The organism is Photobacterium sagamiensis (assembly GCF_050337085.1).
Lineage (GTDB): Bacteria > Pseudomonadota > Gammaproteobacteria > Enterobacterales > Vibrionaceae > Photobacterium > Photobacterium sagamiensis.
This window is the reverse complement of record NZ_JAKJSP010000015.1, coordinates 1-16,339: the sequence shown is the minus strand read 5'-3', so window position 1 is coordinate 16,339 and position 16,339 is coordinate 1. Positions and strand designations below refer to the sequence as shown.

General features: G+C 46.6%; 12 protein-coding genes and 2 rRNA genes. 9 read left to right on the top strand and 5 right to left on the bottom strand.

The annotated features are described in order from the left end of the window. Positions 1-61 precede the first annotated feature (61 nt). Positions 62-562 carry a DUF2780 domain-containing protein gene (locus tag L4D76_RS05720; protein ID WP_428439975.1) on the bottom strand — a complete coding sequence of 167 codons (501 nt, stop codon included), beginning with the start codon at positions 560-562 and terminating at the stop codon, positions 62-64. 164 nt (positions 563-726) lie between these two features. Beyond that, positions 727-1,347 (bottom strand): BamJ family beta-barrel-assembly machinery protein, encoded by a 621-nt coding sequence (gene bamJ / locus L4D76_RS05715; RefSeq protein WP_428439974.1) that lies wholly within the window; start codon positions 1,345-1,347, stop codon positions 727-729. A gap of 124 nt (positions 1,348-1,471) precedes the next feature. On the opposite strand from bamJ, the gene L4D76_RS05710 reads away from it, so the two are divergent. After that, the gene (locus L4D76_RS05710; RefSeq protein ID WP_428439973.1) at positions 1,472-2,134 is read left to right on the top strand and encodes a LysM-like peptidoglycan-binding domain-containing protein; all 663 of its coding nucleotides are present in this window, start codon (positions 1,472-1,474) and stop codon (positions 2,132-2,134) included. Positions 2,135-2,284: 150 nt separating this feature from the next. On the opposite strand, the gene L4D76_RS05705 is transcribed toward L4D76_RS05710, so the two are convergent. The 3 genes from L4D76_RS05705 to L4D76_RS05695 form a co-directional block, all read right to left on the bottom strand. After that, a complete protein-coding gene (locus L4D76_RS05705) occupies positions 2,285-2,743 on the bottom strand; it encodes a GNAT family N-acetyltransferase (protein WP_428439972.1) in 459 nt (152 codons plus the stop codon). 104 nt (positions 2,744-2,847) lie between these two features. After that, positions 2,848-3,414, bottom strand: a complete 567-nt coding sequence (locus tag L4D76_RS05700; RefSeq protein WP_428439971.1) for a Crp/Fnr family transcriptional regulator — start codon at positions 3,412-3,414, stop codon at positions 2,848-2,850. A 100-nt stretch (positions 3,415-3,514) separates the two neighbouring features. Further along, entirely contained in the window at positions 3,515-5,479 is a 1,965-nt protein-coding gene (locus L4D76_RS05695) for a bifunctional 2',3'-cyclic-nucleotide 2'-phosphodiesterase/3'-nucleotidase (RefSeq protein ID WP_428439970.1), read from the bottom strand. Between the two features lie 409 nt (positions 5,480-5,888). Between L4D76_RS05695 and cysG the strand changes: the two genes are divergently transcribed. The 8 genes from cysG to L4D76_RS05655 all read left to right on the top strand — a co-directional run. After that, positions 5,889-7,298 (top strand): siroheme synthase CysG, encoded by a 1,410-nt coding sequence (cysG, locus tag L4D76_RS05690; RefSeq protein WP_428439969.1) that lies wholly within the window; start codon positions 5,889-5,891, stop codon positions 7,296-7,298. Positions 7,299-7,311: 13 nt separating this feature from the next. Beyond that, entirely contained in the window at positions 7,312-8,220 is a 909-nt protein-coding gene (gene cysD / locus L4D76_RS05685; RefSeq protein ID WP_428439968.1) for a sulfate adenylyltransferase subunit CysD, read from the top strand. Between the two features lie 10 nt (positions 8,221-8,230). Further along, positions 8,231-9,658, top strand: a complete 1,428-nt coding sequence (cysN, locus tag L4D76_RS05680; protein WP_428439967.1) for a sulfate adenylyltransferase subunit CysN — start codon at positions 8,231-8,233, stop codon at positions 9,656-9,658. Between the two features lie 5 nt (positions 9,659-9,663). Beyond that, a complete protein-coding gene (locus tag L4D76_RS05675; RefSeq protein WP_428439966.1) occupies positions 9,664-11,391 on the top strand; it encodes an SLC13 family permease in 1,728 nt (575 codons plus the stop codon). Between the two features lie 40 nt (positions 11,392-11,431). Then, positions 11,432-12,052, top strand: a complete 621-nt coding sequence (gene cysC / locus L4D76_RS05670; protein ID WP_428439965.1) for an adenylyl-sulfate kinase — start codon at positions 11,432-11,434, stop codon at positions 12,050-12,052. Between the two features lie 15 nt (positions 12,053-12,067). After that, entirely contained in the window at positions 12,068-12,811 is a 744-nt protein-coding gene (gene cysQ, locus L4D76_RS05665; protein WP_428439964.1) for a 3'(2'),5'-bisphosphate nucleotidase CysQ, read from the top strand. 776 nt (positions 12,812-13,587) lie between these two features. Next, positions 13,588-15,130: ribosomal RNA gene (locus tag L4D76_RS05660) — 16S ribosomal RNA — on the top strand. Positions 15,131-15,457: 327 nt separating this feature from the next. Beyond that, positions 15,458-16,339: ribosomal RNA gene (locus tag L4D76_RS05655) — 23S ribosomal RNA — on the top strand; the annotation flags it as partial.

Here is a 16,339-nt window from a genome sequence, read left to right as displayed (position 1 = left end):
GGGTAGCACGGGCTACCCTGTATTCTTTTGCCGCAACATTGAGGTTGCCGATTAGATTAGCTTAGCTTGTCGAGTTCCACACCTGGCCTAATGTTTCCATTAATCCGGCACTGGCTCCCTGATCACCTAAATATTGCATCACAACAGGAATAAACTGGCTGACCATGCTGGCATCCATTCCCAGCGCGGTGAAGACCTGATTGAGTCCATCCATGGTGTTAAGCATGCCACCGAGTCCGGGGGGGATCGCATTCGTTAACGCATCTCCGCCTGGGATCATTTTGGTTAACTCACTGGCTTGATCGCCCGAGAGCTGGCTGGTCGCCATAGACAGTAAAGCCCCCGCTCCGCCTGCGGCTTGTTCCGGGGAGACGCCTAGCTGGCCACTGAGTAAATCAGTGAGCGGATTGGCTGCGATTGAGGTTGCCGTTGCCGCTTTCTCATCATCACCACCACCAAAAAGATCTGAAAAACTGAAGGCGAAACTTGAAGGGCTGGCTGCTAGGATACAGAAGAGGGTGAAGAGGCTGAAAAAACGGCGGGTTAGTTGAACTTTATCCATGTCATTCTCCTTTTATGCGTTTATAAAGCGTAGTGGAGAATGTGGTGTAAGTAGCAAATAAAATTGAAGAAATGTGATTAACTGCGCGGTGTGTGAGCGTTATTTCAGGAAGGCAAAACAGCGCGATTGCACCGTTTCGCCTTCTTTAGTTACCTAAAGGTAACTTACAGGATGTCTAGAAGTTCTACTTCGAAGACTAGTGCTGCGTATGGAGGGATAGCAGCACCTGCGCCACGCTCACCATAAGCAAGATCCTGAGGGATGTACAGTTTCCACTTAGAACCAACAGGCATCATCTGTAGTGCTTCAACCCAACCAGCGATTACGCCAGTTACTGGGAATTCAGCTGGCTGACCGCGAGATACTGAGCTGTCGAATACCGTACCGTCAGTTAGCTCACCGTGGTAGTGAACACGTACTTGCTTGTCAGAAGTAGGAATTTCGCCGTTACCTTCAACAAGTACTTCGTACTGAAGACCTGATTCAGTTACTGTAATTTCTGAACGTAGTGCGTTATCTTTTAGGAAAGCTTCACCGTCAGCAGCTGCAACTTTAGCCTGCTCTTGACGAGCAGCATCAGCAGTTGTGTGAAGTTCACGAAGTGCATTGTTGATGTCATCAACTTCGATTTCTGGCATGTCACCAGTTAGAGAAGTTGCGATACCTTTAGCAATAGCAGCAACGTTTAGGCCTTCAAGACCGCTTTGTGCTAGTTGTTGGCCCATTTGTAGACCAATACCGTAGCTTGCTTTAGTTTCAACTGTATCTAGTTTAACGTCAGACATTTTTGTCATCTCTTAATGTAGAGTGAATTAAAGCAGGCAGGATAACAGTTTCGACCCCAAGGGGTAAACTTTTGTAAATAGTATTCCTTGATTGCGTGACTTGAAAAGCTCTGGAGTGTTGTGTATGGGACAGGCCAAACGCCGTTCAAATAAGAAGAAAGGATTTAAACTGCCGGGTTTTTCCTTTAATAAAATCCGCTTTATTATCAGTAAGGAAGCATGGCTGGAAAAATTGTCACCATTGAGAGCCAAGTGGCAGCACCTGCCGAAATTACATCGTCGTGCTCTGACGGTACTGATCCCTTTGATGCTGGTATTAGTGTTACTTCCCGCCAGTGAGAAGACGGATAGCGCGATACCGGAACAGACGGTACGCCGTGATATTGAGCTGAATCTTGATAATACGCCGGAACCGGTAGAGGAGCGTGCTGAGCCGATGTCTCCGAAGCGCCCGAGTAAGCCTGTTACAGCGGCAAAGCCAGAGCCAGAGTCGACAGCGACTGAGGTCAAAGCGGTTGCTGCTGAAAAATGGTACAAGTACCAGGTGCAGAAGGGGGAAACGCTAGCGCATATTTTCCGCGAGAAAGCACTGCCATTGTCAGATCTGTATGCAGTCGCGGCGATTGAAGGAAAAGGGAAGCCGTTGAGCCGGATAAAATCAGGCCAGTGGTTACGCTATAAGCAAACCGCGAATGGTAAGCTGGATGCCCTGCAGATTGAGAGCAGCTCTGGTGATCCGGTGATGTTCTTCCGCCGATCAGACGGCAGTTTTGCTCGTGGCCAGTAACGGGCGTTCATGACTTCAGTCAAATTTATATAAGGCCGCATCATGCGGCCTTATTGCTTTTCGATATGCAGTTTTTGCTGAGTGGTGCCAATCGGGACGGTTATCCCGATTGGTATAACATAACGCCGATGAGTAGTGGTGTGATCTTTTTCACGGTACGCTTTTGGTTAAGCGCATATCAACATGAGGAATGTCATCTTCGAGGTAGGTCTCTGAGATCGCTGTAAAGCCATATTGCCTGTAATAATCCTGCAAGTACTCCTGCGCGCCAATATCAATCGTTTTCCCTGGCCAGAACAACTCAGCTTGCTGTAAAGCTTGTTGTAACAGGCTGTGGCCAATACCAAGGCTTCTGGCTGATGGCGCTATCACTACGCGGCCAAGACTCACATTATCGTAAGTCGTACCAGCAGGTAACAGGCGTAAATAGGCTGTCAGCTTATCGTCTTTATAACCTAAGAGGTGATGAACCCCGTCTTTTCGATCATGGTTATCCAATTCGTGGTACGGGCAGTTTTGCTCGACCACAAAAATATCGACACGCAATTTCATTAGGTCGTAGAGCTGGTCTGTTGATAACTGACTGAAAGGAAGGCATAGCCACTGCATGATGTATCGCTCCTTGGGTTTGGTATAAACCAATTCGTATAATTGGGCCTAAAATAACGGCTCGAAGAGAAGGACGCCTTAACCATTGTTAAGAAAGGATGATCTTACTCTTCACCGAGTCGTTTTTTGATCCTGCTTAAGCTAATGGGGGTAATGCCAAGATAAGAAGCTACCTGGTAATCAGCCACGCGTTTGAGCAAGTCGGGAAAACTTTCGCTAAATAACTGAAAACGCTCTTCTGGTGAATGCATTAGCATGAAACGTTCTTTTTGTTCTTTGTGTAGCAGCTGACGTTCCAGTAATTTGATATAGAGAGGATCCCCCTGCTCGCGCCATTGTTGCAGCAACTCAATAGGGAGTGCCAGTAGCTGGCAGGCAGACAGTGTTTCCAATAAATAGGGGGAAGGCTGGCCGGTTATCAGACTTTCAAAGCCAAGCAGCACATCCTGATCCCAGTAAAATTCCTTGCTGTACTGACGTCCATCCTCAGTGAGATAGCAGGCATGACAAACACCCTCTAATAAAAAATAACAGTCGCTGGGGGGTTCGCCTTGATTGAGTAGTATGTGACGAGTCGGCAGTTCGAGCAATTTGGCTTGATCCACGACTCTCTGGGCGACATCGCTGGTGGCCCCTAACTGCTGCAGAAAATGATTCAGTACGTCTTTCATCTTGGATATCTGGTTAATTAGTCTTACTGGCATCATAGCAAAAAAATACCGCAGTCTAGGCTGCGGTATTTTATCAGTTCATTATCAGGCTAATGAAACGTTATTTTGCTTGCAGATCGAGTTGATAAACAGCAAAGCCAACTTTATCGGTACCGGTTTGTACCATTGGATACAGGCTTTTTTCTTTGATGAACTTAGCCGCTTTTTCACTCGGAGAGGTTTCAAAAGTGATGTTCAGCTTCTGATCACTCTTCAGTGGAGTGAAGTGCCAGTTGTTATCAGCATTTGGTACAACCTGACCTTTCTCTTTGCTGATTCGGCTAATGTAATCAGCAACGACCGTGCGGTTTTCATCAGGAGATGCAAAAGCAACAAACTGCTCACCAGTACCTGCAAACTTACCGCTATAAGCACGGTAGTTGTTGGTTGCAATGATAAATGGCTGCTTAGGATCAACGGGCTTACCGTTATAAGTTAAGCTTTTGATCCGCTCTGCCTGACCATTAATGAGCTTACAGTTGCCGTCATAACGTGCGGGTTGTGAGACATCAATCCCATACTCAACTCCCTCCATGACATCGAAGTTGTAGGTACGGAAACCTTCCCAGTTAATAAGGCCTTGCTGGGCTGTGCTGGTCAGGTCGATTTGATTAAATTGGGCGGCAGAGCATTCCAGCCATTCTTTCACTTCTTTACCGGTGACTTTCATTGCCACTAAGGTATTCGGATAAAGGTAGAGATCTGCGGCATTACGGAAAGTCAGCTGACCTGCTTCTACTTCAGTAAAGTTGCTTGGATCGTTCCCTCGACCGCCAGCTTTAAACGGTGCAGCAGCAGACAGTACCGGAGTACCGTCCAGATCAGGATCGCCTTGAATAAAGCGTTCTACATAATCTTTTTGTGCAAGGTTAACAATCTGAACTGTTGGATCGTCTTGAACCAGCGCCAGGAAGCTGTACATAACATCGCTGGCTTTACCAATTGGCTGATTAACGAATGTACGGGTTGCAGCGTGCTCATCGCTTACCGCTTTAACCAGCGCTTCATCAGCTTCAACTAATGGCTTTTTCTCAAATTTATCATAGATAGGACGAGCTTCAGTTTGAGCATTGGTTACCGCCCAAGTGTCACCTTGCTTATCCAGTACCAGATCCATCACACCCAGATGATCGCCCCAGCGACCCGGCATGACGGCGGCTACACCATTGATCGTGCCTTTTTCAATGTCGGCATTGGGTAGTTTCGCGAAGCTTTTACTCGGGAATACGGCGTGGGAGTGGCCAAAGGCAATGGCATCAATACCTTCAACTTCTGTGAGGTAATACACGGAGTTTTCGGCCATGACTTTGTATGGGTCTGCGGATACGCCTGAATGCGGAATAGCGATGATGACATCAGCCCCTTCAGCTTTCATTTGCGGAACAAATTTCTCAGCCGTTTGTTTGATATCTCTGGCTTCTACTTTGCCTTCCAGGTTTTTCTTATCCCAAATCAGGATTTGCGGAGGAACAAAACCGATATAACCGATTTTTACTTCATGTTCCACCCCATCAGTGTCTTTAAAGGCATGAGGTTTGATGATGTAAGGCGTGAACATGTTTTTGCCTGTTTTCAGGTCAATCACGTTCGCATTGATGTAAGGAAATGCAGCGTCATTAAGGGATTCTTTTAAGAAATCCAGACCATAGTTGAACTCGTGGTTACCCAGGTTACCGACTTCGTAGTTTAATAAGTTCATCGCTTTATAAACAGGATGAACCTCACCTGGCTTGATCCCTTTATCTGCCATGTAATCGCCCATCGGACTACCCTGGAGCAGATCACCGTTATCTACTAATACGCTGTTAGTAACTTCCGCTCGGGCTTCTTTTACTAACGTTGCAGTACGGACAAGACCTGTTTTTTGCGTTGGCTTGTTTTTGTAGTAGTCATAATCCATCACATTGGTATGGATATCGGTGGTTTCTAAAATGCGTAGTTTGATGGTTTCTGCAGTGGCCGGACCCGCCAGTGCTAGCAGACCACCCAGTACTGCAATCGACAGTGGCTTGGCAGATAATTTCATGATTTTCTCCAGGGGAAATAGACACAGGAAAGTGTGCTCAAGGTATCAAAAATATGCGGTTAGTGGCGGTAACTTCTTAATTTATTGTGCTTTAAATCGCGTATTTAGGCTCATAAGCTGTATTTAATTCGTTATTGATGGGTATTTACACAATGATGTTGTCGGTATTAAAACGAACAGCGTATGAGTTCATCCTGATGAGCCTGGTTCATTTTATGCCTTTACCGCATTCTGCTGCGATAGTCGCTATTCTGGCTTATTTTCTCTATCCATTCATTTTCCTCCTTCACAATTGACTGACTTTTCAAGCGTTCAAACTTTTTGGAATAAAAAATGATATTTTAGAATTTCAGGTAATATCCAGTCCCGTCTATAGTGCAGTTAAGTCGATAAATTGAGAGCACTGGAAATGGATTACTTGCCAATTTTTGCGGATTTGAAGCGTCGTCCCTGCCTCGTTGTAGGTGGTAATGATGTGGCATGGCGTAAAACCCGAATGTTATTGAAAGCGGGAGCCGATGTTCGCGTAATTGCGCCGGTATTGAATTGCCAGTTTCAGCAAGCTATTGATGAACAACAAATTACCCACGTTGCCGATGAATTTGAACCGTCACACCTTGATGGCATTTTTTTGGCTATTGCGGCGACTGAACGTAAATCGGTCAATGCATTGGTCTATCAATCGGCCAATCAGCGCCAAGTGTTAGTTAACGTGGTGGACGATACTCAGCGCTGCAGTTTTATTATTCCGTCCATTGTTGATCGTTCGCCCATTATTGTGGCGATCTCTTCATCAGGAAAAGCCCCCGTGCTTGCGCGTTTAATTCGCGAAAAGCTTGAAGCCTTACTGCCGCAGCACCTAGGCAAGATGGCAACCATTGCCGGACGTTTTCGTGACCAACTCGCTAAGACCGTTACCTCTTTCTCTGCTCGCAGACAGTTCTGGGAAAAAGCCTTTGATGGTCGTTTTTCAGAGTTAGTGGCTGCGGGACAAGAACAAGAAGCCGAGCAGGAATTAGTTGATCTTTCGCAGTCGGCTTCTCCTCAAGGCCAGGTGGCACTGATTGGTGCTGGTCCCGGTGACGCAAGTTTGCTAACGCTACGCGCACTGCAACTGATGCAGCAGGCAGATGTCGTGCTTTACGACTACTTAGTTTCTGACGAAGTGATGGACTTAGTGCGTCGTGATGCGGAACAGGTATGTGTCGGAAAAAAAGCCGGCTTTCACAGTGTGCCGCAAGAAGAAACCAATCAATTGATTGTTCAGTATGCCCAGCAAGGCAAACGTGTTGTGCGGCTGAAAGGCGGTGATCCTTTTGTTTTTGGCCGCGGTGGCGAAGAGCTTGAAGTGTTGTTTGACGCTGGAATTCCTTTCCAGGTGGTGCCTGGCATTACTGCTGCAGCCGGAGCGACAGCATATGCAGGTATTCCGCTGACTCATCGTGATCATGCTCAGACCGCGATGTTCATAACCGGGCATCTTAAACCTGATAGCGATCAGCTTGACTGGTCGACGTTAGCTCGTGGCAAACAGACTTTAGTCATTTATATGGGGCTGATGAAATCCGGGCATATCCAGCAACAGTTACTTGAACATGGCCGGGGCGGTGATACGCCTGTTGCGATTATCGAAAGGGGGACGCAGAAAACGCAGAAAGTCCTCAAAGGTCAGCTGAGTGAACTTGAACAGCTGGCACAGAATGCCGCATCACCTGCGCTTATTGTTGTGGGTGAAGTGGTTAATTTATCAGAAAAATTACATTGGTTCGGAAAGCAGGAACAGCAACTACAGCAATCAGCAGTAGTGAGGTTGGCATAGCATGGAGAGAGTAATGGATCCAAAACGATTAACTCACCTCAAGCAACTTGAAGCGGAAAGTATTCATATTATCCGTGAAGTGGCTGCTGAGTTTGATAACCCTGTGATGATGTATTCCATCGGGAAAGACTCATCGGTCATGTTGCACTTAGCGCGAAAGGCATTCTATCCGGGGAAGATCCCATTTCCTTTGCTGCATGTTGATACTGACTGGAAATTTCGCGAAATGATTGAGTTTCGCGATTACGCCGCCAAGAAGTATGGCTTTGACTTGCTGGTTCACAAAAACCCGGAAGGTATGGCAATGGGGATCAGCCCCTTTGAGCACGGCTCTTCGAAGCATACCGATATCATGAAAACCCAGGGGTTGAAGCAAGCTCTGGACAAATATGGTTTTGATGCGGCATTTGGTGGTGCCCGTCGTGATGAAGAGAAATCTCGTGCCAAAGAGCGGGTGTATTCTTTCCGCGATAAGAATCATTCCTGGGATCCGAAAAACCAGCGTCCGGAGCTATGGAAAACCTATAACGGCCAGATCAATAAAGGTGAAAGCATTCGTGTTTTCCCACTATCGAACTGGACCGAGCTGGATATCTGGCAATACATCTATTTAGAAGGTATTGAAATCGTACCGCTTTATTTGTCGGCTGTGCGTCCGGTGGTCGATCGTGATGGCATGTTAATCATGGCTGATGATGATCGCATGACACTGCAGCCTGGCGAGAAAATAGAGCATAAAAGTGTTCGTTTCAGAACACTGGGGTGTTATCCGCTAACCGGCGCTATCGAGTCAGAAGCGAAGACCTTACCGGGCATTATTGAAGAAATGCTGGTGGCGACATCGAGTGAGCGTCAAGGACGGGCGATTGACCATGATCAGTCAGGGTCGATGGAATTGAAAAAGCGTCAGGGTTATTTCTAAGGAAAGACAAATGAACAGTACTATAGAACAGCAAGTGGCTGAGTTAGGCATTGAAGCTTATCTTGACCAGCACCATAACAAATCTCTACTTAGATTTTTAACCTGTGGCTCAGTCGATGACGGTAAAAGCACCCTGATTGGTCGTCTGCTGCATGATTCTCATCAAATTTATGAAGATCAGTTAGCGGCAATTCATACGGACAGCCAGAAAGTAGGTACAACGGGCGATAAGCCGGATCTGGCTTTGCTGGTCGATGGCTTACAGGCGGAGCGCGAGCAGGGCATCACCATTGATGTTGCCTATCGTTATTTTTCGACCAAAAAACGTAAATTCATTATTGCCGACACGCCAGGGCATGAGCAGTACACCCGTAACATGGCAACGGGTGCATCGACTTGTGATGTTGCCGTGATCTTAATTGATGCGCGTAAAGGGGTATTGGATCAGACACGCCGCCATTCCTATATCGCCAGTTTGCTGGGGATCCGTCATTTTGTTGTTGCGATTAACAAAATGGATCTGGTTGGCTTTGATCAGGTTCGCTATGAGCAGATCCGAGAGGAATACCTGGCATTTGCCGATAAGCTTAATGCCGACCTTGATATTGAATTCGTGCCGCTTTCAGCACTCGATGGCGACAATGTGGTAAACCTGAGTGATAAAACACCTTGGTACGAAGGTGATTCACTACTGACCCTATTAGAAGATGTGGATTTCGGTCAGGAACGTGAATCCGGTGATTTCCGTTTCCCTGTGCAATATGTCAATCGTCCTAACTTAGATTTCCGTGGTTTTGCTGGCACTGTTGCATCCGGCGTGGTGAAAGTGGGTGATGAGATTAAAGCGCTGCCGTCAGGAAAAACATCCACTATCAATCGTATTGTTACTTTTGATGGCGATCTGCCTGAAGCACATCCTGGTCAGGCGGTGACGCTTACGTTGAATGATGAAATTGATATCAGTCGTGGCGATACCATCGTTGCTGTTAATGATGATGTACCGCTGAGTAATCATCTGTTAGCCGATATTGTCTGGATGGCTGAAGCGCCATTAGAAACCGGACGTCAGTACGATATAAAAGTGGCTGGCAAGAAAACGGTAGGATCGGTACAGGCTATTCGCCATCAGGTGGATATCAACAATCTTGAGACCTTTGCGGTTGAGGCTTTACCGTTAAATGGTATCGGCTTGTGTGAAGTTGTCCTTAATGAAGCCATTGCTGTTGATGCTTATAAGAGCTGCATTGATACCGGCGGATTTATTATTATTGACCGTTTAACGAATGTGACGGTTGGTGCTGGCATGGTACGTGAAGCATTAGCTGAATCAACTGCTCAGCAAGGTGATTTTAGTGCTTTCGAACTAGAATTTAATGCCTTGATTCGTAAGCATTTCCCTCATTGGAATGCGAACGATATCAGTAAATTACTGGGATAATGAATATGGGCTGGGAGCAAGGGATGGTTCTCGCCATGTTGATGGTGATAGTAACCTGTCTACTAACCACACGGATCAAACCGGCATATTTGTTTGCGGGTGCGGCGTTTATTGGATTCCAGACCGGGATGATTGATCTGCCGGCGCTGGCAGGCAATTTTACAAATTCGTCACTGTTAACGCTGGTATTACTGATCCTTGCTTCCATTGCTCTTGAAAAAACACGCCTGATCAGCTGGGTCGGGCGGCAGATTTCAGAGGGCGGGCATTCATCGGTGGTGGCGAAATTAGGTTTATCTACGGCTTTGCTTTCGTCGTTTACCAATAATACCGCCGTTGTTGTGTCGTTAATTGGTGCGGTTAAACGCAATCAGCGTCATGCTCCGTCTAAGTTGCTGATCCCGCTTTCTTATGCCGCTATTTTAGGTGGCACTCTGACCCTGATTGGTACATCAACCAACCTCATCATAAATAGCTTTGTAGAAGATGTCGGATTACCAAGCCTAGGGTTCTTTGCCCCTACTGGCATTGGCCTGGCAGTATTAGTTGTTGGGTTGGCTATCTTAATCCCACTCAGCCATTTTTTACCCAACTATGATGATAGTTCCCAGGATGAATTACCTTACTTTCTGGAAGCCAGAGTTGAAGGGGGATCCCCATTAGTGGGTAAAACCGTCACCGAAAATGGCTTACGGGCACTACGTCGTCTGTTTCTGGCTGAATTACTGCGAGACGGGAAGACGATTGCACCGGTTTGTCCGGATACCAAGCTTCAGGCTGGTGATACTTTGTTGTTTTGCGGTGATGTGGAAAGCGTGACAACATTGCAAGAAATCAATGGACTGCAATTATTCGGTCAGCACCACCTTAATGGTCAAACCATGATGGAAGTGATAGTCAGTCATTCTGCTGGCATCCGGGGTAAGACGTTAAAGAATGTTAAGTTTCGAGAACGGTTTGATGCGGTCGTAGTGGCCATTCGCCGTGGTCATGAACGTCTGGCTGGTGGTTTGGGAAATATTGAATTACATGCTGGCGATACGTTAATTATCGTGCCGGGAAAGAGCTTTGATGAGAAAAGGCAAAAGCTGAATCGTGAGTTCGTTCTGGTTAACGGTTTAGATTCCAGTGCACGGCTTGATAGTACGAAAAGCCTGGCTGTGCTGGCAGGGTTTATGGCAGTGATCCTTGCTGCTTTATCAGATGTACTTCCAATCATTAAAGGCCTGACAGCTTACATCTTACTTTTATTAGCAACAGGTGTTATCTCTTTTACTGAGCTAAGACGTCAATTCCCTATTGATATAGTCGTTATTGTCGGATCTGCGTTATCGCTGGCGCAGTTAATGATTTCCAGTGGGTTATCTGAACGTATGGGTAACATGCTGATGACTTCATTTAATGGCTGGGGGATGTATGGGGCTTTAATTGCCGTCTATCTGTTGACGCTGGTATTAACTGAGCTGGTCACTAACAATGCAGCAGCTGCATTGTCATTTCCAATTAGTTACAGTCTGGCGATGGGGTACGGTGCAGATCCGATGCCTTTTATTATGGCTGTTTTATTTGGTGCCAGTGCGAGCTTTATTTCTCCTTATGGTTATCAGACGAACTTGCTGGTTTACAGTGTCGGGAATTACAAACTGAAAGATTATCTGCGTATTGGTTTTCCGATTTCAGTGGTGTACTCCGTGGTTGTTCTCACGTTAATCCCACTGTTATTTCCTTTTTAAATTCTATTTTTAAATACAACATCATGGAACGGAGTTTGTTATGACCGCCATTATTCAACCTCAAGACAATGAAAATGTGGTGTGGCACAGCCATAATATTGATAAAGCATATCGTTCTGAACAGAAAAAACAGAAACCCTGTGTGATGTGGTTTACCGGTTTAAGCGGTGCCGGTAAGTCGACTGTTGCCGGAGCGTTAGAGAGCCGTTTAGCTGAGTTGGGTTATCATACCTATCTATTAGACGGTGATAATGTACGTCATGGTTTGTGCCGTGATCTCGGATTCTCATCGGAAGATCGCCGTGAAAATATCCGCCGGATTGGCGAAGTCGCTAAATTAATGGCTGATGCGGGATTGATTGTACTGACCGCTTTTATTTCACCTCATAGAGAAGAGCGTCAGTTAGTGCGTGAATTACTACCTGAAGGGGAGTTTCTTGAAGTCTTTGTTGATACTCCATTAGGTGAATGTGAGAAGCGTGATCCCAAAGGCTTGTATAAAAAAGCCCGAGCAGGTGAAATTAAGCAGTTCACGGGGATTGATTCTGAATATCAGGCACCAGAACATCCGGAAATTCATTTGCAGGCGGGTGATAAATCGGTAGCAGAGTTGGTTGAATTGTCCTTGTGTTCATTGAAAGAACGTCAAATTATCCGCTAATAAAAGGAGCCGCTGGTGAGTGCACTACTCGAATCTATCTATGACATTGCTTTAGATGCAGGCAAAGCGATTATGGATCGTTACCATGCAAATGTTCAGGTTGAAGAAAAAGCGGATAGCAGTCCAGTGACTGAAGCTGATATTGCGGCCAATACTATTATAGTAGAGCGACTAATGTCGCTAACCCCTGAGATCCCTATATTATCAGAAGAGTCAGCGCATACTCCTTGGCCGGAAAGGCAACACTGGTCGTCATTCTGGTTGGTGGATCCATTAGATGGCACAAAAGAGTTCTTACGTCAGAATGGTGAGTTCACCGTTAATATTGCCTTAATAAAAGAAGGTAAGCCGGTTCTGGCGGTTGTTCATGCTCCAGCGCTAGACAAGAGTTGGTTGGCCGATGGTGACAAGGCATGGCTCCAAACTAAAGCGGGTCGAGATCAGATTAAAGTACGGCCAGCAACAGTACCAACGGTCGTGGGTAGCCGCTCTCACCCAAGTCCGGATATGGCAAGCTATCTAGAACAACTGGGTGAACACAAAATGACAGAAGTCGGTTCATCATTGAAATTCTGTCTGGTTGCTGAAGGTCGAGCTCAATACTACCCTCGTTTAGGTCCAACAATGATGTGGGATACCGCTGCGGGCCAATGCGTGGCTGAAAGTGCGGGAGCGACTGTTAATCAATTAACGGGTGAGCCGCTATACTATCAGCGCGAAGATTTACTGAATCCTTACTTTATTGTCGCCATTGACTGATCTTCTTTAGGTAGTCAGAAAACTTTCTGACTACTACTTCTTCTTGCATGTCTCTTTATTAAGAAACAACCTGCCGATAATAGACTAAGCTTAAGTGCTGTTCTGAGCTTGGGTACCATAATCCACGTAGTTAAATCGGGTATTAACGACGATTGTCCTGAGCTCCAGGACACCTGACTCTAACTTTGATGGTTTTTTGTTGATTTTGGCCTGTTTGGCTGGAAATATCATCAAGTAGGATATAAATAACAAAAAAGAGTTGCCATGCTGGACTGGCTCCCTATAATGCCGCCACACCAGCAGGGAGTGGGCGAGCTTAGCAAGTTATATATAAGCTGTGCATAACTTGTAGGTAAGTGGTTTGGCAAAGAAAGCTATCAAAAATAGGTGCTTGACACCAGGTTTTAATTGCATAGAATGGCCAGCCTCTTTGATGAGTAAGACGAAAGCGTTAAAAATTAACCTTTTGCATTGTCGAAGTCAGTCAGGAAGCGGTTTTAATTAAATTAAAAACTTCTTGACTTAAAAGTAAAGCTGCGTAAGATACGCAGCCTGACCAACACAAGGTGTTGAGTCAATGTTCTTTAACAATTTGACCATGCAATCTGTGTGGGCACTCGTRAAATGATTCGTCGAAAGATTTATCAATGAACTGAGTGACCTTAATCATCGCAAGATGACACAGTCAATTTATGCTTCATTACTTCTTTTAGAAGTAACGAAACAAGAAAATCAGTAAAAATCATTGAGCCGTTCCGAAAGGAACAACAAAACTTTAATTGAAGAGTTTGATCATGGCTCAGATTGAACGCTGGCGGCAGGCCTAACACATGCAAGTCGAGCGGTAACAGRRAGAAGCTTGCTTCTTTGCTGACGAGCGGCGGACGGGTGAGTAATGCCTGGGAATATGCCTTGATGTGGGGGATAACTATTGGAAACGATAGCTAATACCGCATAACGTCTTCGGACCAAAGAGGGGGACCTTCGGGCCTCTCGCGTCAAGATTAGCCCAGGTGGGATTAGCTAGTTGGTGGGGTAAAGGCTCACCAAGGCAACGATCCCTAGCTGGTCTGAGAGGATGATCAGCCACACTGGAACTGAGACACGGTCCAGACTCCTACGGGAGGCAGCAGTGGGGAATATTGCACAATGGGGGAAACCCTGATGCAGCCATGCCGCGTGTATGAAGAAGGCCTTCGGGTTGTAAAGTACTTTCAGTCGTGAGGAAGGGTGGATAGTTAATAGCTGTYCATCTTGACGTTAGCGACAGAAGAAGCACCGGCTAACTCCGTGCCAGCAGCCGCGGTAATACGGAGGGTGCGAGCGTTAATCGGAATTACTGGGCGTAAAGCGCATGCAGGCGGTTAGTTAAGCGAGATGTGAAAGCCCGGGGCTCAACCTCGGAACAGCATTTCGAACTGGCTAACTAGAGTCTTGTAGAGGGGGGTAGAATTTCAGGTGTAGCGGTGAAATGCGTAGAGATCTGAAGGAATACCGGTGGCGAAGGCGGCCCCCTGGACAAAGACTGACGCTCAGATGCGAAAGCGTGGGGAGCAAACAGGATTAGATACCCTGGTAGTCCACGCCGTAAACGATGTCTACTTGGAGGTTGTGGCCTTGAGCCGTGGCTTTCGGAGCTAACGCGTTAAGTAGACCGCCTGGGGAGTACGGTCGCAAGATTAAAACTCAAATGAATTGACGGGGGCCCGCACAAGCGGTGGAGCATGTGGTTTAATTCGATGCAACGCGAAGAACCTTACCTACTCTTGACATCCAGAGAAGCCAGCGGAGACGCAGGTGTGCCTTCGGGARCTCTGAGACAGGTGCTGCATGGCTGTCGTCAGCTCGTGTTGTGAAATGTTGGGTTAAGTCCCGCAACGAGCGCAACCCTTATCCTTGTTTGCCAGCACGTAATGGTGGGAACTCCAGGGAGACTGCCGGTGATAAACCGGAGGAAGGTGGGGACGACGTCAAGTCATCATGGCCCTTACGAGTAGGGCTACACACGTGCTACAATGGCGTATACAGAGGGCTGCCAACCAGCGATGGTGAGCGAATCCCACAAAGTACGTCGTAGTCCGGATCGGAGTCTGCAACTCGACTCCGTGAAGTCGGAATCGCTAGTAATCGTGAATCAGAATGTCACGGTGAATACGTTCCCGGGCCTTGTACACACCGCCCGTCACACCATGGGAGTGGGCTGCACCAGAAGTAGATAGCTTAACCTTCGGGAGGGCGTTTACCACGGTGTGGTTCATGACTGGGGTGAAGTCGTAACAAGGTAGCCCTAGGGGAACCTGGGGCTGGATCACCTCCTTACCTAAAGACTKYYTGTTTTATGCAGTGTCCACACAGATTGCTTGGTTAAAATGTAAAAGAAATMGCGAAAGCGCTAATGAATGACCTCGGTTATTGATTAACGCTTTTTGCGTTATGCTCTTTAACAATCTGGAAAGCTGACTAGTAAATTGAATTTTCGAATTCAATTACAAATGTTTTTTATGACTTCTTATTTAAAGAAGGGATAAAAAACGAGTTCTCAAAACAAACACATTCAAGTGTCTTGTGTAGAGTCCGGCGAAAACAAATCCTCTCTTTTAGAGAGAAACCTTGGTTGTTGCCATACGAAACCTCTTGGGGTTGTATGGTTAAGTGACTAAGCGTACACGGTGGATGCCTTGGCAGTCAGAGGCGATGAAGGACGTATTAACTTGCGATAAGCGTAGATTAGGCAGTAAAAGCCACTTGAGTCTGCGATTTCCGAATGGGGAAACCCAGCTGCATAAGCAGTTATCGCTRCGTGAATACATAGCGTAGCGAGGCGAACCGGGGGAACTGAAACATCTAAGTACCCCGAGGAAGAGAAATCAATTGAGATTCCGGCAGTAGCGGCGAGCGACCCCGGATTAGCCCTTAAGCGGCATTAGCGTCAGGTGAATGTGCTGGAAAGCACAGCGGAACAGGGTGATAGCCCCGTAGCCGACAACGCTTTTACCGTGAAATCGAGTAGGACGGGACACGTGATATCCTGTCTGAACATGGGGGGACCATCCTCCAAGGCTAAATACTCCTGACTGACCGATAGTGAACCAGTACCGTGAGGGAAAGGCGAAAAGAACCCCTGTGAGGGGAGTGAAATAGAACCTGAAACCGTGTACGTACAAGCAGTAGGAGCCCCATCACTAAGCTATTGTCGTTTAGTGGTAACAAGTACTTCAGTTTGACTGTGGTTAACAACGCGTAGCGTTGATCAACACACAAAATCAAGCAGAGGTGGCTTAGTGATGGGGTGACTGCGTACCTTTTGTATAATGGGTCAGCGACTTAATTTTAGTAGCAAGGTTAACCGATTAGGGGAGCCGTAGGGAAACCGAGTCTTAACTGGGCGTACAGTTGCTAGGATTAGACCCGAAACCAGGTGATCTAGCCATGGGCAGGTTGAAGGTGAGGTAACACTTACTGGAGGACCGAACCGACTAATGTTGAAAAATTAGCGGATGACTTGTGGCTAGGGGTGAAAGGCCAATC